This window comes from Edwardsiella anguillarum ET080813 (genome assembly GCF_000264765.2).
GTDB lineage: Bacteria > Pseudomonadota > Gammaproteobacteria > Enterobacterales > Enterobacteriaceae > Edwardsiella > Edwardsiella anguillarum.
Genome location: NZ_CP006664.1, coordinates 1311831 through 1336060, shown reverse-complemented (window position 1 = coordinate 1336060; position 24230 = coordinate 1311831). Strand labels below are relative to the sequence as shown.

The 24230-nt window shown below is 45.1% G+C and carries 24 protein-coding genes and 2 pseudogenes; 13 read left to right on the top strand and 13 right to left on the bottom strand.

Annotation, left to right across the window (positions count from 1 at the left end):
* Window positions 1-2: 2 nt before the first annotated feature.
* Genes sctV through ETEE_RS19970 form a run of 6 tightly spaced genes read left to right on the top strand, consistent with a single transcriptional unit; the run spans window position 3 to window position 5487 of the window.
* Window positions 3-2015: a type III secretion system export apparatus subunit SctV gene (gene sctV / locus ETEE_RS05970; protein ID WP_034165276.1), complete on the top strand. Its 2013-nt coding sequence runs from the start codon at window positions 3-5 to the stop codon at window positions 2013-2015.
* On the top strand, window positions 2008-3345 hold the full coding sequence (locus tag ETEE_RS05965; protein ID WP_095666575.1) for a FliI/YscN family ATPase: 1338 nt from the start codon (window positions 2008-2010) through the stop codon (window positions 3343-3345). Before sctV ends, ETEE_RS05965 begins: the two co-directional genes overlap by 8 nt.
* A gap of 2 nt (window positions 3346-3347) precedes the next feature.
* The gene (locus ETEE_RS05960) at window positions 3348-3716 is read left to right on the top strand and encodes a hypothetical protein (RefSeq protein ID WP_034165263.1); all 369 of its coding nucleotides are present in this window, start codon (window positions 3348-3350) and stop codon (window positions 3714-3716) included.
* Entirely contained in the window at window positions 3706-4116 is a 411-nt protein-coding gene (locus ETEE_RS21205; protein WP_117026446.1) for a DUF1106 domain-containing protein, read from the top strand. Before ETEE_RS05960 ends, ETEE_RS21205 begins: the two co-directional genes overlap by 11 nt.
* Window positions 4109-5002: a type III secretion system protein SepQ gene (locus ETEE_RS05955; protein WP_034171875.1), complete on the top strand. Its 894-nt coding sequence runs from the start codon at window positions 4109-4111 to the stop codon at window positions 5000-5002. Before ETEE_RS21205 ends, ETEE_RS05955 begins: the two co-directional genes overlap by 8 nt.
* Before the next feature lie 8 nt (window positions 5003-5010).
* Window positions 5011-5487 (top strand): lytic transglycosylase domain-containing protein, encoded by a 477-nt coding sequence (locus ETEE_RS19970; RefSeq protein WP_071844112.1) that lies wholly within the window; start codon window positions 5011-5013, stop codon window positions 5485-5487.
* On the opposite strand, the gene ETEE_RS05950 is transcribed toward ETEE_RS19970, so the two are convergent.
* The 9 genes from ETEE_RS05950 to ETEE_RS21195 all read right to left on the bottom strand — a co-directional run bounded on the left by ETEE_RS05950 (window position 5481) and on the right by ETEE_RS21195 (window position 11798).
* On the bottom strand, window positions 5481-6518 hold the full coding sequence (locus ETEE_RS05950) for an EscU/YscU/HrcU family type III secretion system export apparatus switch protein (protein WP_034165265.1): 1038 nt from the start codon (window positions 6516-6518) through the stop codon (window positions 5481-5483). The genes ETEE_RS19970 and ETEE_RS05950 overlap by 7 nt on opposite strands.
* On the bottom strand, window positions 6515-7291 hold the full coding sequence (gene sctT / locus ETEE_RS19965; protein ID WP_071844213.1) for a type III secretion system export apparatus subunit SctT: 777 nt from the start codon (window positions 7289-7291) through the stop codon (window positions 6515-6517). The genes ETEE_RS05950 and sctT overlap by 4 nt, the downstream gene beginning before the upstream one ends.
* Window positions 7291-7560 (bottom strand): type III secretion system export apparatus subunit SctS, encoded by a 270-nt coding sequence (sctS, locus tag ETEE_RS19960; protein WP_071844113.1) that lies wholly within the window; start codon window positions 7558-7560, stop codon window positions 7291-7293. The genes sctT and sctS overlap by 1 nt, the downstream gene beginning before the upstream one ends.
* A complete protein-coding gene (gene sctR, locus ETEE_RS05940; RefSeq protein ID WP_081926401.1) occupies window positions 7560-8216 on the bottom strand; it encodes a type III secretion system export apparatus subunit SctR in 657 nt (218 codons plus the stop codon). Before sctR ends, sctS begins: the two co-directional genes overlap by 1 nt.
* A 6-nt stretch (window positions 8217-8222) precedes the next feature.
* The gene (locus tag ETEE_RS05935; protein WP_144242800.1) at window positions 8223-8840 is read right to left on the bottom strand and encodes a hypothetical protein; all 618 of its coding nucleotides are present in this window, start codon (window positions 8838-8840) and stop codon (window positions 8223-8225) included.
* Window positions 8833-9450 carry a type III secretion system domain-containing protein gene (locus ETEE_RS05930; RefSeq protein ID WP_034165268.1) on the bottom strand — a complete coding sequence of 206 codons (618 nt, stop codon included), beginning with the start codon at window positions 9448-9450 and terminating at the stop codon, window positions 8833-8835. The genes ETEE_RS05935 and ETEE_RS05930 overlap by 8 nt, the downstream gene beginning before the upstream one ends.
* The gene (locus ETEE_RS05925) at window positions 9447-9761 is read right to left on the bottom strand and encodes a type III secretion system filament chaperone (RefSeq protein WP_034165269.1); all 315 of its coding nucleotides are present in this window, start codon (window positions 9759-9761) and stop codon (window positions 9447-9449) included. Before ETEE_RS05925 ends, ETEE_RS05930 begins: the two co-directional genes overlap by 4 nt.
* A 210-nt stretch (window positions 9762-9971) precedes the next feature.
* Window positions 9972-10361 carry an H-NS histone family protein gene (locus ETEE_RS19955; protein WP_045427118.1) on the bottom strand — a complete coding sequence of 130 codons (390 nt, stop codon included), beginning with the start codon at window positions 10359-10361 and terminating at the stop codon, window positions 9972-9974.
* Window positions 10362-11420: 1059 nt separating this feature from the next.
* Window positions 11421-11798 (bottom strand): hypothetical protein, encoded by a 378-nt coding sequence (locus tag ETEE_RS21195; RefSeq protein ID WP_144242799.1) that lies wholly within the window; start codon window positions 11796-11798, stop codon window positions 11421-11423.
* A 68-nt stretch (window positions 11799-11866) separates the two neighbouring features.
* On the opposite strand from ETEE_RS21195, the gene ETEE_RS05915 reads away from it, so the two are divergent.
* Complete coding sequence (locus ETEE_RS05915) at window positions 11867-12883, top strand: IS110 family RNA-guided transposase (RefSeq protein WP_034171954.1); 1017 nt, start codon at window positions 11867-11869, stop codon at window positions 12881-12883.
* A gap of 225 nt (window positions 12884-13108) precedes the next feature.
* Here ETEE_RS05915 and ETEE_RS22245 read toward each other — a convergent pair.
* Window positions 13109-13195, bottom strand: a pseudogene (locus ETEE_RS22245) (transposase); the annotation flags it as partial.
* 508 nt (window positions 13196-13703) lie between these two features.
* On the opposite strand from ETEE_RS22245, the pseudogene ETEE_RS22325 reads away from it, so the two are divergent.
* The 4 genes and pseudogenes from ETEE_RS22325 to ETEE_RS19440 all read left to right on the top strand — a co-directional run.
* Window positions 13704-14189, top strand: a pseudogene (locus ETEE_RS22325) (Tir N-terminal domain-containing protein); the annotation flags it as partial.
* 441 nt (window positions 14190-14630) lie between these two features.
* Entirely contained in the window at window positions 14631-15308 is a 678-nt protein-coding gene (locus ETEE_RS21845) for a Tir intimin-binding domain-containing protein (protein WP_225865211.1), read from the top strand.
* Window positions 15309-15412: 104 nt separating this feature from the next.
* Entirely contained in the window at window positions 15413-15883 is a 471-nt protein-coding gene (locus tag ETEE_RS05905; protein WP_034164839.1) for a CesT family type III secretion system chaperone, read from the top strand.
* 52 nt (window positions 15884-15935) lie between these two features.
* Window positions 15936-20180, top strand: a complete 4245-nt coding sequence (locus ETEE_RS19440) for an inverse autotransporter beta domain-containing protein (protein ID WP_081926400.1) — start codon at window positions 15936-15938, stop codon at window positions 20178-20180.
* Between the two features lie 384 nt (window positions 20181-20564).
* Here ETEE_RS19440 and ETEE_RS05890 read toward each other — a convergent pair whose 3' ends face one another.
* Together ETEE_RS05890 and ETEE_RS05885 are read right to left on the bottom strand one after the other, a co-directional pair.
* Window positions 20565-20900, bottom strand: coding sequence for a DUF2002 family protein (locus ETEE_RS05890; RefSeq protein WP_034164838.1), 336 nt, complete (start codon window positions 20898-20900; stop codon window positions 20565-20567).
* 187 nt (window positions 20901-21087) lie between these two features.
* Window positions 21088-21480: a hypothetical protein gene (locus ETEE_RS05885; protein ID WP_225865122.1), complete on the bottom strand. Its 393-nt coding sequence runs from the start codon at window positions 21478-21480 to the stop codon at window positions 21088-21090.
* A gap of 368 nt (window positions 21481-21848) precedes the next feature.
* Here ETEE_RS05885 and ETEE_RS05880 point away from each other — a divergent pair, with 368 nt between their 5' ends.
* Window positions 21849-22148 (top strand): DUF211 domain-containing protein, encoded by a 300-nt coding sequence (locus ETEE_RS05880; RefSeq protein WP_225857362.1) that lies wholly within the window; start codon window positions 21849-21851, stop codon window positions 22146-22148.
* 2 nt (window positions 22149-22150) lie between these two features.
* Entirely contained in the window at window positions 22151-22696 is a 546-nt protein-coding gene (locus tag ETEE_RS05875; protein ID WP_034164837.1) for a hypothetical protein, read from the top strand.
* 37 nt (window positions 22697-22733) lie between these two features.
* Here ETEE_RS05875 and ETEE_RS05870 read toward each other — a convergent pair whose 3' ends face one another.
* Window positions 22734-24221 carry a sulfatase family protein gene (locus ETEE_RS05870; protein ID WP_034164841.1) on the bottom strand — a complete coding sequence of 496 codons (1488 nt, stop codon included), beginning with the start codon at window positions 24219-24221 and terminating at the stop codon, window positions 22734-22736.
* Between the last annotated feature and the right edge of the window lie 9 nt (window positions 24222-24230).

The following is a 24230-nucleotide window of genomic DNA, read 5'->3' as shown; positions in this document are numbered from 1 at the left end:
AAATGAAAAGTTATATTTCTTTTTTGAATTCATTTTCCAAATATCAAGATCTCGTTCTGGCTATTTTTTTCTTTATGGCAGTAATGATGATGATCATTCCACTGCCAACGATTGTTGTTGATATAATTATTGCGATAAATATATCAACAGCATTATTGTTGTTGATGCTATCTATATACATCAAGAGACCGCTAGACTTATCCGTCTTCCCAACTATTCTGTTGATAACAACTCTGATGCGTTTGTCTCTCAGTGTCAGTACCACTCGATTGATACTTCTACAACATGATGCCGGTGAAATAATCTATTCATTTGGTAACTTTGTCGTTGGAGGTAATATTGTCGTTGGTCTGATTATTTTTGTTATTATCACAATAGTGCAATTTTTAGTGATAACTAAAGGCGCTGAACGTGTTGCAGAGGTTGGCGCGCGTTTTTCTCTTGATGGAATGCCTGGCAAGCAAATGAGTATAGATGGTGATATGCGTGCTGGTATTATTGATGCGCAGGAGGCAAAGAAACAGCGGGCTGAGGTACAAAAAGAGAGTCAACTTTATGGCGCAATGGATGGGGCTATGAAGTTTGTTAAAGGTGATGCTATTGCCAGTATTATCATTATTGTTGTGAATCTCCTCGGCGGTGTGTTGATCGGTATGTGGCAGTTTAACATGAGTTTCAGTGATGCCTTAGCGCTCTTCTCGGTACTCTCTGTTGGTGATGCTTTGGTAGCTCAGATTCCTGCATTGTTGATTTCTGTGACTGCGGGTATTGTAGTAACGAGAGTTCCTGGTGAGATTAATAATAATTTGGCGGGTGATATAATTGGTCAAGTATCAGGGAATAGTCGCCCTTTCTTTATCAGTGCCGGCTTGATGCTAGTGATGGCATCTATTCCAGGGTTCCCTGTTCTGGTTTTTATTTTACTTTCATTAGCTATGGGTGTTATTGGTTGGCGGGTTAATAAAAAACAGGTTTTTGATAGCCATAGTTCTTTAGGTCCTGAGGAGCGGATAGGCTCTGAAAATGTGACATCTGGTGCAGTCCCTCTGCGTTTAAAAATAGGTGCAAGAATCTTCAACGCAGAATTAAAACAGTTTATTGACATGATGCGCTGGCGTTTTTTTGATGAAAGAGGAATTCCTCTTCCTGAGATTGTTTTAGAATGCTCAAGCATCAAGGATGATGCTATAGAGGTCTATCTGTATCAAGAGTTAGTCTATAAGACATTTTGGGAGAATGAAAAAATAATATTTTTCCCTAACAGTAATGATTTTTCGTTTGAGTATCAAAAGGAGTTATTACCATATGGAAGAAAGGTTTATAAAACTCCGCTGGCTAATGAGGAGATAGCAATATCATTGGGTATTAAGGTAGTTAATAATGTAAATGATGCCGTTGTTTTTTATAGTAAACTGATCGTTTCATGCTGTGCTAGAGAGTTTATCGGAGTGCAAGAAACACGATATCTTATGGATATTATGGAAAGGCAATATAGCGAGTTGGTGAAAGAGTTACAGCGTCAGTTAGGGTTGAGTAAGATTGTAGATATATTACAACGCTTAGTTGATGAAGAGATATCCATCCGTGATTTACGTACTATATTTGAAACACTAATTTTTTGGTCTGTAAAAGAAAAAGATGTGGTGATTCTTTGTGAGTATGTTCGGGTAGCATTGCGGCGACATATTATCTCTAAACATAGTAATCATGGTGAGATGCTATCCGTTTGGTTGATTGGTAGCGAGTTAGAAAACGAAATGCGAGAGGCTATTCGTCAGACATCCTCGGGGTCTTACCTTAACCTTAGTGCTGAAAGAAGTTCGCAACTCATTGCAAGCATGAATACTATAATCGATAGTAATATTAATGGCGTAATATTGACATCGCTCGATATCCGCCGTTATATGAAAAAGCTTATTGAGGGCACAATTCCAACTATCTCCGTTCTTTCTTTTCAGGAGGTAGGAAATGATATCGGTCTTAAAGTTTTGGGGACAATTAATGGATATGAATAATGAATATGTTCCTAAGTTATGTTGTGAAAATATAAAAAAACTATTGAGGCATGATGATGTTGTGATATCAATAGAGAATACTGCAACTTATGAAGGTAAAATAATAGAAATTGGAGCTATTTTTATAAAGGCATATTTGCCTTTGGCGAAAATTGGTTCAATCTATCAGATTAAACCCAGTGATGAATTTGCTGAAGTGATCTCAATAAATGAAATGAGCGTCACACTTTTACCATTCTGTGACATGAGCGGTATGTTTTTAGGACAGTGGCTTAGTTTTTATCAAAGTGAATTTTTTATCTCTGTGGGCTATGGTTTATTGGGCCGCGTTGTTAATGGATTAGGTCACCCTTTGGCCGCTGGGGATAAATTGACTAATATACCTTATCAGCGCTCTTTATTTAGAGAGCCTCCCGACCCGTTATCAAGAGCCATTATTGATAAGCCACTATCCGTAGGCGTTAAAGCGATTGACGGATTATTAACCTGCGGCGTAGGCCAGCGTATCGGTATTTTCGCTGGTTCTGGCGTTGGGAAAAGTACCTTGTTAGGTATGATATGTAATGGTGCTCAGGCCGATATTATCGTGATGGCCTTGATCGGTGAAAGAGGCAGAGAGGTTAATGAGTTTCTTGCTTTGCTACCAGAGGAAACCAGGCTACGTTCTGTCTTTGTAGTCACTACATCGGATCGTCCACCATTGGAAAGAATGAAAGCTGCATTTACTGCTACTACGATCGCTGAGTTTTTCCGTGATCAGGGAAAACATGTATTATTGATAATGGATTCAGTTACTCGTTATGCTCGAGCCGCTAGGGATGTTGGGTTATCGATTGGCGAGCCTGATATACGCGGTGGTTTTCCACCTAGCGTCTTTGCTACCTTACCACGCTTACTTGAAAGGGCAGGTCCTGCAGCTGTTGGTGCCATAACAGCTATTTATAGCGTGCTGATAGAAAATGATGATGCTAACGATCCTATTGCTGATGAGGTAAGATCTATTTTAGATGGACATATTATTTTAAGTAGGAAGCTTGCTGAAGAGAATCATTATCCTGCTATTGATGTTGGTTTGAGTGCTAGTCGTATTATGATTAATGTTACCTCTCGTGAGCAGTCAAATGCTGCCGCTACACTAAAATCAATGATTGCTACCTATAAGGATGTTGAGTTGTTGCTGCGAATTGGTGAGTATAAGCATGGTGAAGATCCTCAGGTCGATCGCGCTATACATCTGTGGCCGCAGATTCAATCTTTTTGTCGTCAGCCATTTGATTCTGTTATGGAATTTAATACAACTATAAATGAACTATTCAGAACGGTAGGCTAATCATGCTTAATGATATTTTAGCGATAAAAAAACGACGAATTCTAAAAAAGAAAAAAAATCTTGCTGATGTTGAAACACAAAAGCAACAAGCTTTTATTGATTTGGATACCTATCAACGTAGGCTCACGAGCAATATTCAAGTCTATAAAAATTTTTGCGATAATCTTACTTCGATAGAGTTCATATCATTATTCGAGTATCGTAAAAAACAAGCTGACTTTGAATATGATATGAAACAGTTAATTTTAGACAAAAAAGAGTGTGAAAATAATATTTGTGTTTTATCAAAAAATATTAACTCACTAACGGAAGATATAAAAAAAATTAATATTTCTATCGAAAAGATAAAGTATGTACTGAATGATGAATAATATAGATAAAATAGAAAGAAACCTTTTTTTTAAAAGTTACCCAGTAGAGTCTCCAACTGAGAAGCAAGATTCTTTTTATAATTTATTAATGAAGAAAAGAAGTGCTGACCGATGGGTTATTCGTGGTGCTGAACTATGGTTTTCGATGTTTCATTCTGGAGACAACCTTTTCGCTCATATCCCTTATGGAATAAGAACTTTTAGATTATATAATCGAGTATTAAAAGATATTATTATTGCGATTGAACGCAATAACCAAGGTGGATTTATCACTCTGAAAGTAAGTCGCAATAGGATCGAGCATAAGGTAATTATCGATAATGCTACTATTATCATAGAAAAAATAAAAAATATTTTTGACTCATGTTCTATTCAATTTGGTATAACTTATTATGATTAAATTAGAGTATTTAAGCCTTTTTTCTAAAATTGGTAGTGGGAGAGTATATCATCGTGATGAGAGCGGATCTATTTATCTCCATTTCTCTCACGGTGCAGGGCGGGGGGTTGTAATCGATTTGGTTGTTGATAGCGTGCCAGGTCAGATTTGGTTTTCGGAGTCGGAGTGGTTAGAATGGTGTAATGACATTGTACATTTTTCTGACATTGAGGCTATTCCCATTAGTTTGAAGGATATTCTTGCTACATGGGTACTCGGTGATTTTTTTTTCGGGCATAAAATTATTATAAAGCAAATAACTACTCTGGTGCTGTTAGATGGTTTTTATCCACAGGCAACAATAAACTCAGAGGATAAAAATATAGCCATGGTTATGCTTAGCACTCCATTATCTTTTTTGTCTTTTTTTGGGAATGGTGATTCTGAAATATATCCTTATGGTCAATTTAAGCTATTTGATTTTGAGTTTTATCTTGCTATTGGATATGATGAAATTGTGATAAGTCAGTTGGAGTTAGGTGGCGCGATAAGAGTTAATAATATATCAAATATTGACGATGATCAGGTTTGGATTTCTTACGGCTCTCCACTTGGTATTGTTCGCGTTGAGAATAGTAAGTTGAATATTATTGAGACATTATATTCACCGGCTGCTATAGTTTTAGATGATGCCCATGATTATGAACATATGTATTATTATTGCGTAGGCAAGGTTACATTAAACATCAGTGAGCTTGATCGATTCTTAGTTAGCGGGGCTGTTAATTACAATAAAATAATGTATTTCCCTAATGTGAAAATTATAAATGGTAAATCTTGTATAGCTGAAGGTGAGTTGGTTAAAATAAATGATGCGTTTTATGTTGAATTACTTAACCTTGAGTGATTAATGATATGCGTAATTTTATTTTTATTTGTCTTTTCGTTTTTTCATTTTCATCGGCTTATGCGGCTAAAAGTGATTTTTTAAATGATTGCTTCGTTCGGGCTGGACAAAGTTATAATATCTCACCAATTTTATTGAAAGCTATAGCGATACAAGAGTCAAATTTATCAAGTCATGTGGTCAGTAAGATGAATGCGAATGGAACATATGATGTCGGTATCATGCAAATAAATTCATTTCATTTTGAAAAATTAAAAAAAATGGGAATTACAGAGGATGATCTTATTAATGATCCCTGTGTTAATATTTTCGTAGGAGCCTATATCCTTGCTATGAACATAAAAAGTAATGGTGCAACATGGGAATCTGTTGGGGCATATAATGCGGGGTACGGGAAGAGTTTAACCTCTATTCTTAACAAAGAAAAGTATGCAAGGCTAGTATTTGAGTCCTATCAAAAAATAAGTCCGAAAGGGCCTCAATAATCTAGATTCATGGCTATACGAAGTATTTCCGCTACAGGTTCAAAAAAATCTTCTGTAATATAATCTCCGGGAGCTATATTGGCATGGATTCCTCGTGCTAAGGAAATCTCTTCAACTATGGGTATGTTATTATCTTCAGCTATTTTTAGTATATGTAAGGCTAACTTCCCTATGCCTATTTCTAATATTTGAGGGACGGGGGTCTCACCTAATTTATAGTATATGCATACAGCAATATGTGTGGGGTTTTTTACTATTACTGTTGATTTTCGTACGTTGTTACCCAGGCTTCCACTTTGTATTTCCGCATGGATTTTTTTTCTTTCTGATTTTACTTCTGGGTTGCCATCGCTATCTTTTGATTCACGCTTTACTTCATCTTTAGTCATCATTATTTTCTTTTCTCCATTTCTTCTTTGGAACCAAAAATCAAATATGGAAAAGATAAGATAACCGACTAGTATTCCTTTCCAAAGGAGTGAAATAATATAAAAAGAATAATCAAATGCTACTGTATTAGAGGCATATGGTAAATTTGAGAAATCGCGTACGTGCTCACGAATTATGATGTAGCTAACTAGGCTAATGAAGGCTAACTTTAATATTGATTTTAAAAGCTCAAAGACATTTTTAAGTGAAAAAATATTTTTTATGTTATTTTTAACGCTAAGTTTTTGCAGGCTCGGCTTGATTTTTTCAACTGCAAAAATAAATCCAATTTGTGAAACTATAGAGAGGATGTCACCGATAAAAATAACTGCAACTAGAGGGAGTATGTATTTTATTGATAAGTCTAATGCCATTCCAGTAATTTTTCCAGCGGAATAAGATAATTCATAGTTAATTGACTCGATAGATGTATTTATTAGTTCTATTATTTCAGATAAAAATGAATTACCATACAGATATAAATATGTAAATATAAATATAGATTGTACGGCTGAAACAACCTCTTCACTTTTTATAACATCGCCTTTCTCTTTTAGATCCCGTAATTTTTTTGTTGTCGGCTTTTCTGTTTTTTCACTCATATAGCTTTCTCTAGTAGTAAGGTAATTAAGTTTTTATTGAGCGCTATTGCTTCTTTTACTAAGGATGGATATGTATGAAGTACAATGATTAAAATAAAGAATGCGATTAAGCTTTTAATCGGTAACGATAGCGTGAATACGTTTAGCTGCTGTGCCGTTTTATTCAAGAATCCAAAGGCTATATCTGTCAGCAAAATACCGACGATCATAGGAATTGAGAAGCTAACCAGAAGTTTTAAAAATGAGTTCCATAAGGAGTATATGAAACTAATGAGCTGACCGTTGATTTCAATAGATTGTGATATGGGTAATGTTTGGTATGATGAATATAATGTGCTGAGTATATCTTCTATACCTCCATGTATTATAAAAATAATATTAACAAAATGATATAAAAATACACCGGTTACAGATGAGGAATCGTTTATTGCAGGGTTAAGTATTGAAGCGATGGTTGAACCGCGCAAGGTATCAATAAGTTGGCTTGCGGAGTCTATAGCCCAGAAGATGATAGTAAACGATAGTCCGATAAAGAATCCAATCATTAATTCTTTTAGTACAAATAGAGATAAAGACGATATCTCATGTGGCATAACCTCAGTGATATTTATATTTTGATGTATTATTGGGAGTGATATTGCTAATGTGAATGCATTCCGGATTAGCGGTGACAGGAAGTTTCCCAAAGAAAAGATGGGAATAATTAGGAATGCGCCCAAAGGGCGTAATATACATATAAATATAGTGATGATGATGTCAACAGTATCTTTCATCATTTTACCAATAGATTAAGGTGTTCAAAAATTAATGATGAAAAATTAAGAATGACATTCCCCATCCAATGGTATGTAAGTGCTAGTGTGGCAAATACAGCTAATATCTTTAGTAAGAAGGGTAAAGTTTGGTCCTGAAGTTGAGTGAGTGCTTGAATTAGGCTTATTAATATACCAACGATAGAGGCAGCAGCTACTGTTGGAAGCGATAATAATAGTACCACCCATAGCATTTCTATACTGACTTGAACTAATGTTCCACTGTTCATTAATTAACCACCAGAAGGTATTCGAATAATTTTTGCCAACCACCAATCAATATAAATAATAATATTTTAAATGGAATTGAAATGGTTATTGGTGAGACCATCATCATACCTAATGCCAATAGGATATTTGATATAATTAAATCTATTGCAATAAAAGGAAGATAGAGCAAAAATCCTATCTTAAAAGCAGATTCAAGCTGCCCCAATGTAAAGGCGGGAAGAAGAATGAATATAGACTCTTTAGATGCTACATCACTGTGTGCACCCCATTTTTCCTGTGCTTTTTTCTCAAAGAAGTCGATTTTTTTTACATCTGTATTTTTTATTAGGAAGTCTTTATAAGGTGAGAGTATGTTTTTATCTACACTCTCGAAGTAGTTATTGTTGTTTATATCTATGGGGTTTGTTTCTAGATTTTTTTTTACTTGAAGTATTGTTGGTGACATTATAAATATGGTTAATGTTAAAGCTACTGAGGTAATCGCCATATTAGGAGGTACTTGCTGGATTCCAAGAGCATTTTTAAGGATGCCTAATATGATGACAATCTTAAGAAATGAGGTTCCTATGACAACGAAAATCGGAAGCAGTGATAGGAGGAAGAATATAACGATCAGCGTGATAGGCTGACTTCCTATAGATATAAGTTGTGTCATGGTTTATTATTCGTCTAATAAAGTGTTATATTTTAGTTTGAAGTTTGCTAACGCGTTTTCTATTTGTTTTTTGGGCGATAGTGTTATTCTTATATATTGATTTTCCATTACTATGGTATCGATGTCCATGTTGCTATCATTAGTAATCGTTGCATTAATACTATCTGTATTAATTATGAGATTTTCGTTCTTTGTTATTTCTATATCTCCATTTAACTTGTTTTTTTTAATTTCGTCACTAATTATTTCTGATAGAATTTGTGGCCAGTCGATGCGTTTAGCCAAAAGTTCAGGGAGTGCGCGGCTCAATGATAACTGCGCCTGCTCTATGGCTTTTAGAAAAAGATAACGCTCAGCATTCTGAGTATCGAGTAGTAGTTGAATGGATTGGTTTATTTTTTCATTAAATCTCATTTGATAATGCGTGTTAATATTGTTACGATATCTCCATAGTCTAATTGCGAGTCTTCTGCGAATGTTTGCTTTTATCTGATGTTTCTTTTTTCTTGCTGATAATAATATATTGCATGCTGTTTCTCTAGATTCTTTAATGTTGTTATTTTCAATATTTAATATACTGATCTCACTGGCGCTTAAGTGTTTTTTTTCATTAAAATTACTCAATTTTATTTTTCTGTAGCGTGTTGTTTTCATTTTTAAATAATAATTTATTTAGTTGTATAATTAATGATATGTGATCACTATTAGATAATGTTATTTTGGTGTAACCTTTAGGAAAGTAATACTTTGCTATTTTCCACGCAAGATCGTCGGGAAATAAAGTTTCAAATATTGTTACCCCATATCTAGTTAGGTGTTTGATAATATCCTCAGGGGATGTGTTGGGTTCACTCTGTCCATTTTTCCAATAAAAAGTTAACTGTGTAAGATTTTGCTCTCCGATAAAGTATTTTATTTTTTCTCTATATTGGCTAATAAACAAATAGTCTGGGCAACGAATATCTAATAGTGCAACACAGACCATAATTATGTCTAGTTTACCTATGGCTTGATAGACAAAAGAACCATGGAGCGTATATGTTCCTCCTGATGGTGTGAGTTGGTTTCTTATTACTTTATTGATTTTCCTTTTTGTATTCGACTCTTTAATTAGTTTTTGAATTCCATCTTTTGGTAATTCAATGAATTTAGAGATCCACTCAGGATGAATATATTCGATCGGATTTTCTATTAGCGAGTAAAAACTTACCTCGTTTTTTTTTATTCCATTCATATGATGTTTTTAATTTTGCGCCTTTTATTTGTATTGTTGGGGAGGCTAGCGCTTGGATTATTGATTAGTTTATCTATATTGAACATGGCTCTTTCGTATAGAATTCTCTCCTCTCCATGTTGATAACCATGAATGAGTTTATTCAATTTCTGTTGTGCCTGGGGATCTGTCTTGGCTTGATTCTCCAATACTTTAATGTGCTCCATTATGTGATCAAATGACTTTATCATCTCATTGATAATTTTAATTTCCTGATCCATTTTTTGCATAATTACTGTTTTTTTTATTAATTGATTATCTGTTTTTTTCATTTTTGATTCTCGACTTTATTGTGGTAATTGTTGATATTGCTGATAAATATGCAATGTTTAGCTTATCTCTTTTTTTATACTCCGCATTGCATTTTATCATTTTCATTTCATGATTGTTTTTTTCTATCTCATACTCTAGTGTTTTGATAAGTTCAGATGTCGACTGTTCAGGATCCTCTATAATTATATCCTCAAGTAATGTAATCGATATCATAATTGTCCATCATCTGTTTTATTTGATTGATTTAATTCACTGGAAAAACAGTTTGTGGATTGATTGCAAACTAAAAAATCCTCCTTTTTATGCCCGTGATCTAATGCAATTTTAAGCCACTTCGGTTGTCTTCCGACTCCGGACCAGGTTTGCCCATCAGCATTACGGTAATAGCTTTTTCGTTCCAACATCTTCTTCGATGCCGGACTGAGGATTTCAGGATGGAACCCTAGTTCAGATGGTGTAATATTATACTCGGAGATTTGCTGTTGTATTGTATTGATAACATTATGAATTTCCTGGTCTCGCAGGCGTTGGGCCTCCTTAGTCAACTGTTCAATTTCTTTTATGAGCTGTGTGTAGTTGCTTGCTTGGCTATTGTCCATGTTTTTCCCCTTAGATAGATTTATTAAGTTAATTAATAAGTAGTAACAATGTATCCATATCTTGTTATGTCATTTCTAATGTATGGACTTCTCGGAAGTCAATACTAAATTCAAACTAAAATAAATTTTTATTAAAAGTTTCGTTAAATCATTTGGTTAGTGCTAGCTTAGTGTTTCTGGGCATTATAGGAAATGATTTTTATGGTGCTTGTCAATTACAACTATTGGTCTTGATATGATATCAATATAGATGTTTTTAGCATGACCGGCTCCCCGTATGTGATCCACTCATAATTAGGAATAACTGGCCTCATTCTGGCTGCATATTCTGGCAACCGGCAGATTTTTCAGTAAATTTGGCGGGGCGTCCAGCTCTGTGCACAATGGGGATGACTCTGACTATCGTGTATGCGGCCGGCCTCAATTTTGCACCGTGCATCCTCTAGAGACATGAACCTGTTCTCATTCAGGCATTCCTGCCTTAACCAACCAACCAACCAACCAACCAACCAACCAACCAACCAACCAACCAACCAACCAACCAACCAACCAACCAACCAACCAACCAACCAACCAACCTTCCGTTGAAGGATTCCAGCGTCGCGTTGTCCATCGCTGTTTCTGGGCGTGAGAAGTCGAGCCTGATCCCTTTTTCATACACCTATTTGTTCAATATTTTCCCTGCAAATTCAGGGCCGTTATCGGTTTTCAGCAACTGCAGTCAAAGACGCCTGAGCGCTATGCTACCCAGCATCCCAGCATCCCAGCATCCCAGCATCCCAGCATCCCAGCATCCCAATATTCCAGCTATTTCTGTCGAACGCAGATTCTATATCGCGCATATTTCCAGACATTCGCGGGTGTAAAGGTCGATAGCGGTCAGCCGGTGCTGTCGCCGCCCGTCAAACAGGGCGTCAGAGACAAAATCCATGCTCCACGTAGTTTGGATACAGTCCCTGAGGCAGCGGCTGTCGACGCTGTGCCGATTTATTGCGGCGTGGGCGTTTGAGACGCAGGGACAGGCCCTGCTCACTGTAGAGTCGATAAATGCGTTTGTGATTATCCCACCAAGCCCTCCCGCCTGAGCATGACATGAACCCGGCGATAGCGATAGTGGATCCGGGTTTCGATGATCTCCTTGATTCGAAGGCGTAGCGCACTGTCGTCTGCTGCCACAAAGCGGCAACGGAAAGAGCTGCTGCTGACCTGTTGTGCAAAGCAGACCTGCCTCTCGCTGGCCCCGTAGCGTGCTTGCAGGTCCCGGGGCCATTCACGCAGACGTGCCAGCGTCAGCGCTTTTTTGCCAATATGTCCTGCAGCATGGCTTTGTCGAGGTTGAGATCGGCAACCCGCCTCTTTAGCCGCAGATTTACCTTTTCCAACTGCCGCATATTCTTCAGTTCTGAAGGAGAAATCCCGCCATATTTTTTGCGCCATGTAATGGGATGGACTACCTCCTCCCGCTGCGGTTAACTGTACGAAATGTGCTTACCAGGAGAATCACCATGAATATCGTATTTCTGGGTATTGATCTGGCTAAAAATGTTTTTCAACTCTGCAGGTTAAACCAGGCCGGCAAACCGGTTTATACGAAACGAACTGGCCGAAAAGAATTGCTCCAGACGCTGGCAAATATTCCTGCATGTCTGATTGGGATCGAAGCGTCCACCGGGGCATTTTACTGGCAGCGTGAGTTTGAGAAACTGGGGCACAAAGTAAAGGTCATCAGTCCTCAGTATGTAAAACCCTTTGTCCGCGGGCAAAAAAATGATGGTAATGATGCACAGGCCATCGCAGTGGCTCTGATGCAACCGACAATGCAGTTCGTGCCGCCAAAAAGCCCCGAACAGCAGGATATCCAGGCTTTACACCGGGCAAGGCAGCGTATTGTCAATCACCGCACTGCTACAGTCTGTCAAATAAGAGGGCTGTTACTTGACCGGGGGATCCCCATTGGCAGTGCTGTCTCCAGAGCTCGCCGGGCTATTCCTCTTATCCTTGAAGATGCAGAAAACGGTCTAAGTTCCCGTATGCGCAGAACAATTGCCGAGCTCTATGATCTCTTTAACGATCTCGAGCGTCGGATCCATTTTTTTGATAAGGAAATTGAAACAGTATTCAGGCAATCAGAAGCCTGTCAGCGTATCGCCAGAGTTAAAGGCATTGGCCCTAAAACGGCTACGGCCGTTGTTGCTGCTATTGGCAAAGGAACTGAATTTAAGAATGGCCGCCACTTTGCTGCATGGCTGGGTCTGGTTCCACGCCAGCATTCGAGTGGCGACAGGCAGGTGCTGATGAATATGACGAAAAAAGGCGACAAGCATCTGCGGACTCTTTTTATTCATGGTGCCCGCGCTGTCGTCAGGGTTGCCACAAATAACAATGATGGCTATATGAATCAGTGGGTTAACCAGTTAAAGGAACAGCGCGGATTTAATAAAACGACCGTAGCGGTCGCTAACAAAAACGCGCGAATAATCTGGTCGATGCTGAGAAATGAGACCGAGTATCAGGTAGTGTGAAATTAATCCCCTGCCAGAAAAAGTTGCAGCGTACTGAGAAATGGTGACAGGTTGCACCTGCACAATCGGAACCTGATTTTTATACTGGCCTCAGAGGCCGTCCAGTTGTTGAGGCGATTGTGTGCGAATTATCCATTTGGGCACAGATTTTCCTGATGCCGGATAGATGTAAGCGACAACCCAAAACCAGATTCAGTACTTGCAAAACGGAGGTAGTCCATAGATATAGAGCGTGGCATCAGAAACTCCCAGCTTACGGCAGACACCCGGCACGGACGTCCCCAGCTCAGCCTGCTTCAGGGCAAAGAAAATCTACTCTTCGGTAAATCGTGATTTTTTCATCGGCACCACCTCGTTCGGGGGAGTGTTTATCATGCCGGCATTCTGTTTCTGAATGGAGCAGGATTTTGGGGTAGGTTCCGGTGATTTATTCTCTGCCGTTTAGTGAAAATCACTTTATTAAAAAAACGGAATAATGAATACCGATATTAATAATGTATTGCTTTTATCTTGTTTTCTTTTTTTTGTTTAATCTTCGGTTAGTAGTGATATTTATGACTGGTGAATTTGTTTTTTATTTATTATTTTCTATTTGCTATTGAGTTTGTTGGTTGTTGGTTTTTTTTCATGATAAAAATCAATTGGTTGTGATTTTATTTTTCTGCTGTTTTTCCTCTTGCAGGCGTATTTTCATACTGTATGATCATGGTTGTAATAAGATCGCGAGGATTATGTTGTAATTATTTATCATAACTGATAAATAATGTGATTAATACCTATTTTTAAAGCATATTAATATAGTCATAATGAGGTAGATATTATGAAGCTGGAGTCTGCTGCAAACTCTCCTCTAGTCAATCCTTATGCCCCTTCTGAATCAGGAACCCAAAATACGGCTAATTTGGGGCGCTTGGGGGATAGGGCTATAGCTGTTAACGCTGATTCTTCAGCAAGAGATGGAGGCCAACTGCCAGGTCTGCCTAGCTCTCCTGTGGCGTTACAGCCTTCCAGAGGGAGCGATCCTGTCTATCGCCATACTAATGCGTACACCGCGCAAGATAGCTTTGAGGCGATAAAGGGAATGTCGCTCAACATGCTATTTGAGCGTGTCGGTAATGCGACATTTTCTCGTAGAACTACGCCCGAGGGAAACGTTGAGGCCGTTAGTACTAGGGGGCAACATGAGATGGCGGTGCTCTTACCGCAAGATGAACAGTATGCATTGAATAGTTTAAGTCCCGATCCCGAGGCTAATTTTGTTTTTATTGGTGGATCGCGTTCCCATCCCCTGGTCTCGCTGGCCGGAGAGAGTTCCGAGGTTATTTCCGTTAGGCAGACGTTAGAGCGGGGACAGGGACTAAGCGATAGGCCAGGAGGAGTATCGCCTCTGGATTCTAGCCTGTTTAGAGGGCAGCTTGAGCATTCGCTTGGAAATCGAACGGGCGTAGACCGCGAGATGACGGGAGGAACGGGTTTCCTGCATTCATCCCATAGTGAGCTCGGGGCCACGGGCCAAACTAATACTGCTCCGAGTGAACCGAGGAGGTCTGCAGCGACTCAGGCGCTTGCTGGCCAGGTCGATACTATAAATCAGGGTCCGCAGACTGAGGGGGGAGAAAGGCTAAGAGGGCTAACGCGTACCCGACTTGTTGAAATAGCGGTTAACCCTCCAGCAATGAGTCGAAGCCACTTATATGTAGCGCTTGGCACGGCGGCAGCCGTGGGGCTTACTGCGCTGGCAACCGGGTTGTCTCAGGCGTTTGCTATCACTCCTGCACCGGATGATGCTCTGATGGTCGATCCTAATCAGGCGCAGCAGGATGCCGTAACGAATACGAGAAATGAGTTAACGAGTGAGGCGCTGAAGGATCCTGCCAATCAGAAGGTTGAGGTTGATGAGATGGGTAATCAGCGGCCGACCGGGATACTGCTAGATAATGTGGCCGCGGAGATCGAGGTTAAGGCGCTGGAGGCCGGAGAGGCAGCTAAACAGCAGGCTATTACTGATAATGTGGCCGCGCAAGAACGACACGATACGCAACAGGAAAAGCGGGATAAAGAGCTGGCCATTTCCGGCGGCGCTGGCTACGGGGCGGCAGCCTTGATCGGCGCGGGGGGATTTACGGCGGCTGGTGTGCTGTATCGGCGAAATAAGGAGACACATGAGGGGGCGATGGAACTCCATCGTGCAATGCCACAGGCTGAGCCACCGGTGGGTAACCGGACGGAGACGGGGACTCGTAGTGAGAGGTTTACCTTTCCGAGAGCGGTAGTGCTAGATCAACCGCCGAGGGAGCCTGGCGCAGTGGGAGGGATATATCAGGGGTTACAGAGGGGCGAATGGAGTGCAGCCTCTTCCACGTGGGACAGTGCGAGTCAAACCTCGCTAGCGGGTCATGCCACCGGTCATGACCGCTTAGTATAAGTAATATATACCATAATTTATTAACGGTTTTCCAAATATCGCCAATTAATATCTCGCAATATTAATTTATTAAATGCATTGATCAATTATTTATAGGGACAGTTATGTCATCTCGCGCTCAGGTACTGCTTGAGAGTCTATCGAAACGCGTTGGTATCGATGGGCTTTGCTTTAATGAATATAAGTTATGCTCCTTTTTTATTGATGATCTCTATTGTGTTTCTTTATCGGATGCTAGTGATGAGCACATGATGATCTATGGGGTATGCGGTAAGTTTCCCATTAATGAACAGGGCTTTGCTTTAGAGATTCTTAACGCCAATCTGTGGTTCGCTGAGAGTGGGGGGCCTCACTTGTGCTATGAGTCAGGCTCTGAGTCGTTGCTATTAGCACTACGTGTTAATTTAGATCACTGTACCACCGATAAATTGGAAAATGAGATAGAGCATGTTGTAAATGCGATGGAAAACCTTTACTTGGTATTTCATAACCAAGGGATTGAGCTAAAGAATGATTTACTTAACGTTTCCCCATTCGAAAAAATGGAAATAAAGAACTATTTTTCTGCGCGTTAGCTACGTGCTTTTTTTGAATGTGCTCAGGTGAAAATAGATTGAGGGTGTATAAATGAGTGAATATTCATTTATGAGTGGGGGTGTACTAAAAAGTAAAATAAAAAACATATTGTTTTTTATATTTATTTTATTATCTTTTGTTTGTGTTGCTTATGCTGGGCAAACAAATTATTACACTCTGTACCAAGATAGTAAGCTGATTCCTAATAGTAATATTAACTCCGGTAATATTATCTATTATACTTTAAAGAAAGGAGAGAATGCTGCCTATATCGCCAAAAAGAATGGCATTAGTATTGATGCGATTTGGTCAATTAATAAATCTTATTACTCCAGTCGTCAGTCGATGCTGAGTGCGGGGAGCGGGGATATACTGCGTTTGCCGTTGAAGTCATTGGGTGCTTTGGATGGACTCCCTGCGCTGGGGTCAATAGAGATGACCGATAACTTTCAAACTGTTCGTCAGGGCATGCCGGGCGAGCGCTCTGTACTGTGGCAACCGAGCGAAGTAGGGAGTACAGTTTCGGCCGATAGACTGTATGGGGGGCGTGCGCAGCCAACGTCAGCGCAGACGTTGAATGGTCAGCAAACCGGGAGCATGGCGTTGGCAATGGCTAGCGGGCAGGCCAGCGGTGCTCTTCAAGCCTGGATGAGTCAGTTTGGTACTGCTGAAGTGAACCTGCAGGCCGGAAATGGCTGGGATGGCTCTTCTCTGGATTGGCTACTGCCTTTTTATGATACCCCTGCGATGCTGGCGTTTAGCCAGGTTGGTGCTCGTTATATTAACTCCCGCTTTACAGCAAACGTGGGTGGTGGGCAGCGTTTCTTTTTTGATCATGGAATGGTTGGCTATAACACTTTTATCGATCAGGATATCTCAGGGAACAATTCACGTCTGGGGGTCGGGATTGAGTACTGGCGTGATTATTTAAAAACGAGCTTAAATACCTATTTTAGGTTATCCGGCTGGCATCAGTCTTATGATCAGAGTGATTATTATGAGCGTCCAGCGAATGGGTTTGATCTTCGTGTGAATGCTTACTTGCCAAGTTACCCTGCACTCGGGACAAAACTTATTTTTGAGCAATATTATGGTAATAATGTTGCACTTTTTGATCGCGATAGTAAGCAGTCTAATCCTTCAGCATTTACGATGGGGGTGAATTATACACCGATCCCCTTGGTGACCTTCGGCGCAGACTACCGGTTGGGCGCGGGGGGGCGGAATGATACGCTGTATTCCTTACAATTTAACTATCGTTTTGGTGACTCTTGGCAGCAACAAATATCGCCACAGAACGTCGCGAATCTGCGTAGTCTGCAGGGCAGTCGTTATGATCTAGTACAGCGTAATAATAATATCGTATTAGATTATAAAAAGCAGGATGTCATTTCGCTGACTATTCCGGATGGAATGTCAGGTCTCGAGGGGACAGTTCGGAGTATTACCTACTCAGTAAAAAGCAAGCATGCGGTTAGCCGGATTGATTGGCATGATGTCGAGCTAGTGAGGTATGGTGGGAAGATTAATAAGGTGGGGGAAGGTTACCAGCTTGAATTCCCAAAATACATCAAGAATGGCAATAATACCTATCAAGTCAATGCACGCGCGATTGACTCTCAGGGGAACATATCGAATGTGGCGGTTTTGTTGGTCACTGTATTGTCGGATTCTGGCAGCGGTGGCACGATCGTCGATACGTTGACTGCAAATAAAATATCAGCGATTGCAGATGGCACGGATGAGATTACGTATACCGCATTGGTACAGTCGGGAGGAAAACCACAGGCAAATGTGGATGTCGATTTCTCTATTCAGCGCGGTGTTGGCACATTAAGTACCGTTCAGGCAAAGAGCGATGCTCAAGGGCGAGCGATGGTTCGTTTGACTGCAACTGAAGTGGGTGAAGTGGTTGTTGCAGCAAAGACGGCAGATATGTCAGCACCTCTCGCAGCTGCCCCCGTTAACTTTATTGCGGGCGGCGCTATTGTTGTTCATGAGATTACGGCGGATAAGTCGACGGCGTTGGCAAATGGTACCGATGCTATCAGCTATACCATTCGCGTGAGTAAAAATGGGGTTTCCCAGGCTAACACTGATGTTGATGTGACGACGACGGCGGGTTCGCTGAGTTCGCCTCGAGTGACGACGGGCGCAGATGGTGTAGCTACCGTAAAACTGACCTCTAACGCGGTGGCCAATAACGTCATCGTCTCTGCCAAAACGGCCGAGATGGCGACGGCGCTGGATGCCAGCCCGGTCAACTTCGTTAACGTCGAGCCTACCGTTGTCAGCAGTATCACGGCGGATAAAACTCAGGCGTTGGCCGACGGCGTCGATGCGATTACCTACACCGTCGAGGTCACTCAGAACCATATTGCGCAGCCTAACGTAGAGGTCACCTTTACTACGGCGGCGGGGACGCTGAGTGCGACCAAGGCGGTGACGGATGCCGCGGGCCGTGCCACGGTCAGTCTGACCTCTAACGCGGTGGCCAATAACGTCATCGTCTCTGCCAAAACGGCCGAGATGACGACGGCGCTGGATGCCAGCCCGGTCAACTTCGTTAACGTTGAGCCTACCGTTGTCAGCAGTATCACGGCGGATAAAGCTCAGGCGTTGCCCGACGGCGTCGATGCGATTACCTACACCGTCGAGGTCACTCAGAACCATATTGCGCAGCCTAACGTAGAGGTCACCTTTACTACGACGGCGGGGACGCTGAGCGCGACCAAGGCGGTGACGGATGCCGCGGGCCGTGCCACGGTCAGTCTGACCTCTAACGCGGTGGCCAATAACGTCATCGTCTCCGCCAAAACGGCCGAGATGACGACGGCGCTGGATGCCAGCCCGGTCAACTTCGTTAACGTTGAGCCTACCGTTGTCAGCAGTATCACGGCGGATAAAACTCAGGCGTTGGCCGACGGCGTCGATGCGATTACCTACACCGTCGAGGTCACTCAGAACCATATTGCGCAGCCTAACGTAGAGGTCACCTTTACTACGGCGGCGGGGACGCTGAGCGCGACCAAGGCGGTGACGGATGCCGCGGGCCGTGCCACGGTCAGTCTGACCTCTAACGCGGTGGCCAATAACGTCATCGTCTCTGCCAAAACGGCCGAGATGGCGACGGCGCTGGATGCCAGCCCGGTCAACTTCGTTAACGTCGAGCCTACCGTTGTCAGCAGTATCACGGCGGATAAAACTCAGGCGTTGCCCGACGGCGTCGATGCGATTACCTACACCGTCGAGGTCACTCAGAACCATATTGCGCAGCCTAACGTAGAGGTCAACTTTACTACGACGGCGGGGACGCTGAGCGCGACCAAGGCGGTGACGGATGCCGCGGGTCGTGTCACGGTCAGTCTGACCTCTAACGCGGTGGCCAATAACGTCATCGTCTCCGCCAAAACGGCCGAGATGACGACGGCGCTGGATGCCAGCCCGGTCAACTTTAGCAATAATCCCAGCGTGGCAACGCTGACCGCCGATAATGAGTTTGCCGTAGCAAATGGCACCAGTGGAGTCACGTTCACTGCAACGGTAATGCGTGATGGTGCACCCGCTGCTGGGATCCCGGTGACCTTTGCGACGTCGGGAGGGACTTTATCGGCAACCGATGTGACTACGGAGGCTGATGGTACCGCCCGGGTCATTCTGACCAGCGTGACTGCAGGTCAGGCGACCGTGTCCGCCACTACGGCGGGGGGGACGCCAGCGACGAAGACGGTGACATTTAACGCGGTTCTGGAGATCACCGGCGTATTGATTCCTGGTTCTGGTGGAACCTCGGTGCCGAGCGTCTGGTTAGAAGGGGGGCAAATTCAGCTGGTGGTCCGAGGCGGTGGTGCGGGACTGCAATATGCGTCTTCCGCTGCAAGCGCGACCGTCAATGATAGTGGCCTGATTACGCTGGATTCCGCCGGTGACGCGACGATCCAGGTCACCTCTCCTGAGGATGGACAAACGGCCTCTTATACGCTGAATACGCCGGCCGTATTTGTGCGACCAGAGTTCGCCACGCAAAGAAATTACTCGGCGGCGAGAACCTACTGTATTGCTCAGGGCGGGGCGTTGGCGGCTGATCAGAGCGTATTGCAGAATGTGCGTATGCTGTGGGGGGACGCTAACCGTTATCCGGCCTATGCCGGGCTGGTTGCAAGGCAGGCCTGGGTTGAGCAAACGCCTACTGATATTGCGGGTGGTGTCGGGAAAACATATGATTTGATAAGAGGAAATCCTCAGAGTAATGTCAATGTGAGTACGGCAAATGTGTATGCGGTGTGCATACACTAATCAGCGCCATCTTTATCATTGAATAGTCATAAAGCTCCGATAAATTTCTATCGGAGCTTTATTATTTATAGCCCCCGCGCTGTAGCTCCCACCCGAATGAATTGTGCACTTTAGCGTGCCCCCAGCATGCCGATGATCCTCCTGTGTCATGCCTGACTCGCCGACTGTAGTGACGAATAAAGCTAGGCTATAGGAGGAGTCTACCGCCATTCTGTCTTGTGTTAGTAACGCGATACGCGCCTCGGCCCGGGTGAGGGCGATAATCAGTTTTGATCATGCGTATATCCTCATGTATCAGATGCGGTTAGATGCGGCGGTAAACTGACCGATCGTCTCGATTATCATGTCTTTCGCCGCTGATCGGCCGCCTGCTGTGGTCGGGGCTCAGGGAAACATCTGCGCCAGATAGTGATTCAAGCGTTCGCGTGAGGTAAAGCCGTGGGGCACGCCGATAAAAGCCGGTGACGCGGCGTCGGGATCGGGCGGAAAGCGGACGTAGGCCGGGCTGCTGCGTTGGGCGGCAGAGGGCTGGGCAAAGCGTAGGCTACGCTGGGCCAGCGCCGGGTGGATCAACAGCGCGGTTCGCCCGAGCCGCACCTCGCGATTGACATACACATAGTGCTCTCCCTTGTGAAAACCATAGGCCTGATCGCTGACTGAATCGCGGGTAAATCCGGCGCGCTGCAGCACCTGCGCGACCTCATCGGGGCGTAAATACATCGTCATTCTCCCTGTTTATTGCTGTCCTATGACCTTAACGGATAGGCCGCACGTCACAAGCGGACTTTTCTGGAACGCCTGCGATCCACGGCGATCGCCGGTAAAACACGGGGCTCTGTGCCAGAAGTCGAGGCCGAACGGTGGCGGGCGCTGGGCTACGCGGGCGCGCGGCGGCGCCCGCGAAGGCTCAGGGGAAGATGGTGAACGGTGAGCAGACGAACTGCTGGTTGCCGATGGTCATGTTATAGCGATCGGTGCCCGGTACGCCGGTCTGCATCTTGATCCCGAAACGGATGGTAATGTGCGCCGGATCCGGCGTGAAGCGGCCGCTGGCCTCGTCATAGCGCGACAGGGTATAGGCTACCTTGTCGGACATATCCTCGGTGCGCTTGGCCAAATAGAGTTGGGTCAGGTTATTCGACGGATCGGTGATTTTCAGCGCCATCATGTTATCGCTATTGATGGCGGTAGAGAGCACTTTCAGCCCGCCGCAGTTCGTTTCACCCACGGCCGGATAGGGGCCGATCATCTCCGCGGCCTGCGCGATACCTGAGCAGGAAGCCACCGTCAGTAAAGCCATACAAGTTTTTTTCATCATCGTCATGTTTGCCTGATGTGATAAAGGACGTCATGTCGTCAAAGTGCAGCCGGGGCAACGACGCCCCATGGCAGCCGAAAAGCGCCGCCAACGTCATCCGTGGCGAAGCAAAAAGCATCACCCAGTGTATGAATACGCGCCGTGGCGTCTACGGGGGCAATGCAAAAATTTATGACAACGGCGGGCGGCCGGGGTTCCGTCTATCCGCCGCGCCGGTCTATGAGTGTCAAGCAGGGTCAGGGCGAGAAATATTTATTTGCCAAAAAGGGGCGTTGGGGGCGGCTCGTTGGCGTAGGATCGCGCTATTGCGCCGGCGGAGCCCGACCGTCGAGCGGGCTACAGAGGAGTATATGATGCCTGATGCCATGAATATTCGCCGCCTGACGTTCGACGTCGATAAAGCGATGTCGCAGCCCACGATCCTGGAGATAGCCCAGGCCATTCACGGCTGTCCGGGCGTGAGCGCCTTTAATATTACGGTGAGCGATATCGATATCGAAACCGTCGGTATGGACATAACCATCGTCGGGAACTACCTCGATCACGATCGGCTGGTCGAGGCGATGGAGAATACCGGCGCCGCGGTGCACAGCGTCGATCAGATCGTCTGCGGCAGCGATATCGTTGAGCGTATCGCGCGGGTGCGCTGAGCATGCGCCTGCTGCGGCGGGAGAATCGGAACTACAACCTGGTCGCTCTGCTGGGCGGCGCAGTCTCCGGCACCCTGACGGCCGCGCTGCTCTCCCTGGGAACCCTGTGCGCCGGACGGGCGCTGCCCGCCTGGCCGACGCTGATGTCCATCGGGATCATCAGCGCCCTCTCCAGCGCCTTTGCCTTTTTGCTGTCGCACTATGCCGGTCTGCGCGACAGTCTGCTGCACGCCGAGCATCAGCTAAACCTGACGGTCTCCGGGCGGCTGGCCAGCGGCGTCCTGGGGCGCAAGATCCTGCGCCAGACCCTGCTGGCCACCCTGTATGCCGCGGTGTGCTATCTGCTGTTTTTCAGCCTGCCGTTTTTGATTTCCAGGCCGTTCCCGGCGCTGGCGTGGCTGCCGGGCGCCGTGACCCTGCTGCTGATCGCGGTGATCTCCGCGGCGCTGGCGCGGGTGATGCAGTCGCGTCTGCCGGCCACGCTGGGGCTGGTGCTGTCCGGCTTTGCCCTGTGCGTCCTGATTGGGACGCTGCTGCGCTACCGCTAGGACGCGCGACGGCCCGCCGCCGTTTCCGCACAGCGGCTTAGTTCCAGTCTACCGGCGTTGGCGTTTCAGCGCGGGCGCGCATGACCGCATCCTGTTCGATGCTGTGGCGATAGTCGTCCAGCGCGCTCTGCAGGCGGGCCTCGATCTGTGGTTGTTTTCCCAGTTGGTTATCGATCTCCCAGGGATCGCGTTGCAGGTTGTACAGGTATTTTGCCTGCGACTGACGATCGAAGATCATCTTCCACTCATCCTGACGCAGTGCCCACATGTCGGTGGGATCGTCCTGTTGCGGCATATCGATGGCCCAGATCATCGGGTGACGGCGATCGACGGTGCCGCCGAGAAGCAGCGATGTGATGGACTCACCGTCGATGACACGATCGTTCGCGAGGGGAAAGCCGATCAGCTCGGCCAGGGTGGGGAGGATATCGAGCCCGCTGGCCGGGGTATCGCTGACGCTGCCGGGGGGAATGTGACCGCGATACTGCACGATCGCCGGTACGCGGATACCGCCCTCCCACAGGTTATCTTTACGTCCGCGTAGCCCGCCGGTTTCCCCGGCCATATTCAGCTCATACCACTTGCGGGCCTCACGGGTGACCGGGCCATTATCGCTGGTAAACAGGATCAGGGTATTCTCTTGCGCCCCCATGCGCTCGACCTGGCGCAGGATTTTACCGACCTGTGCATCCAGATAGCTAATGTTCGCGTAGTACTCCCCCGGGCCGCGATAGGGCGTATCGGCCCAGTCGGCGTAAAACAGATGAGGATGCTGGCGGGCAAAGGCGCTGATGTAGGGCTGGTACATATCGAGATACCGCTGTGGCGAGGCCAGCGGTGTGTGGACTTCAGTAAAGGCGACGTACAGGAAAAAGGGATCGCCGGGCTGTTTCCGCGCTAACCAGCTGACGGCTTCGTCGCTGACAAACTCACCGCTGATGCGCTGCACATTACCCAGTGGTTTACCGTTGCGATAAAAGTCATTGGGGTAGACCACGCCGTAGCGTGGCCTTTCGGGCGCCCGATCGAGATCGCTGGTGACAAAGCCGGCCGCGTTGACCAGGGAATAGTTAAAGCCCATCTCTGCGGCCTGCGGTTGGTCGCGCCGATCGGCGCCCGCGTTAAGGTGCCACTTGCCCACCACCGCCGTATCATAGCCCTGCGCCTTCAAATAGTGGGCGATGGTCTGTTCATTACGCCCCAGCGCCACGTTTTTATTGGCCGGGATCCAGGAGCGGATGCCGGTGCGGAAAGGAGTACGTCCGGTAAGCAGACCGGCGCGTGACGGTGAACAGAGCGGTGCAGGGGCATAATATTGGGTCAGGCGTAGACCGTTAGCGGCCATGGCGTCCAGATGGGGGGTCTGTACGATGGGGTGCCCATAGCTCCCCAGATCGCCATAGCCCAGATCGTCGGCCATGATAATAATGACATTGGGGCGTTCCGCTGGCGCGGCTGCGGAGGCACTCAGCGCGGCAGCGTACAGGATGACCCTGAGCGTCGCCGCCAGCCGTGTTTTTTGCATAGTAATCAC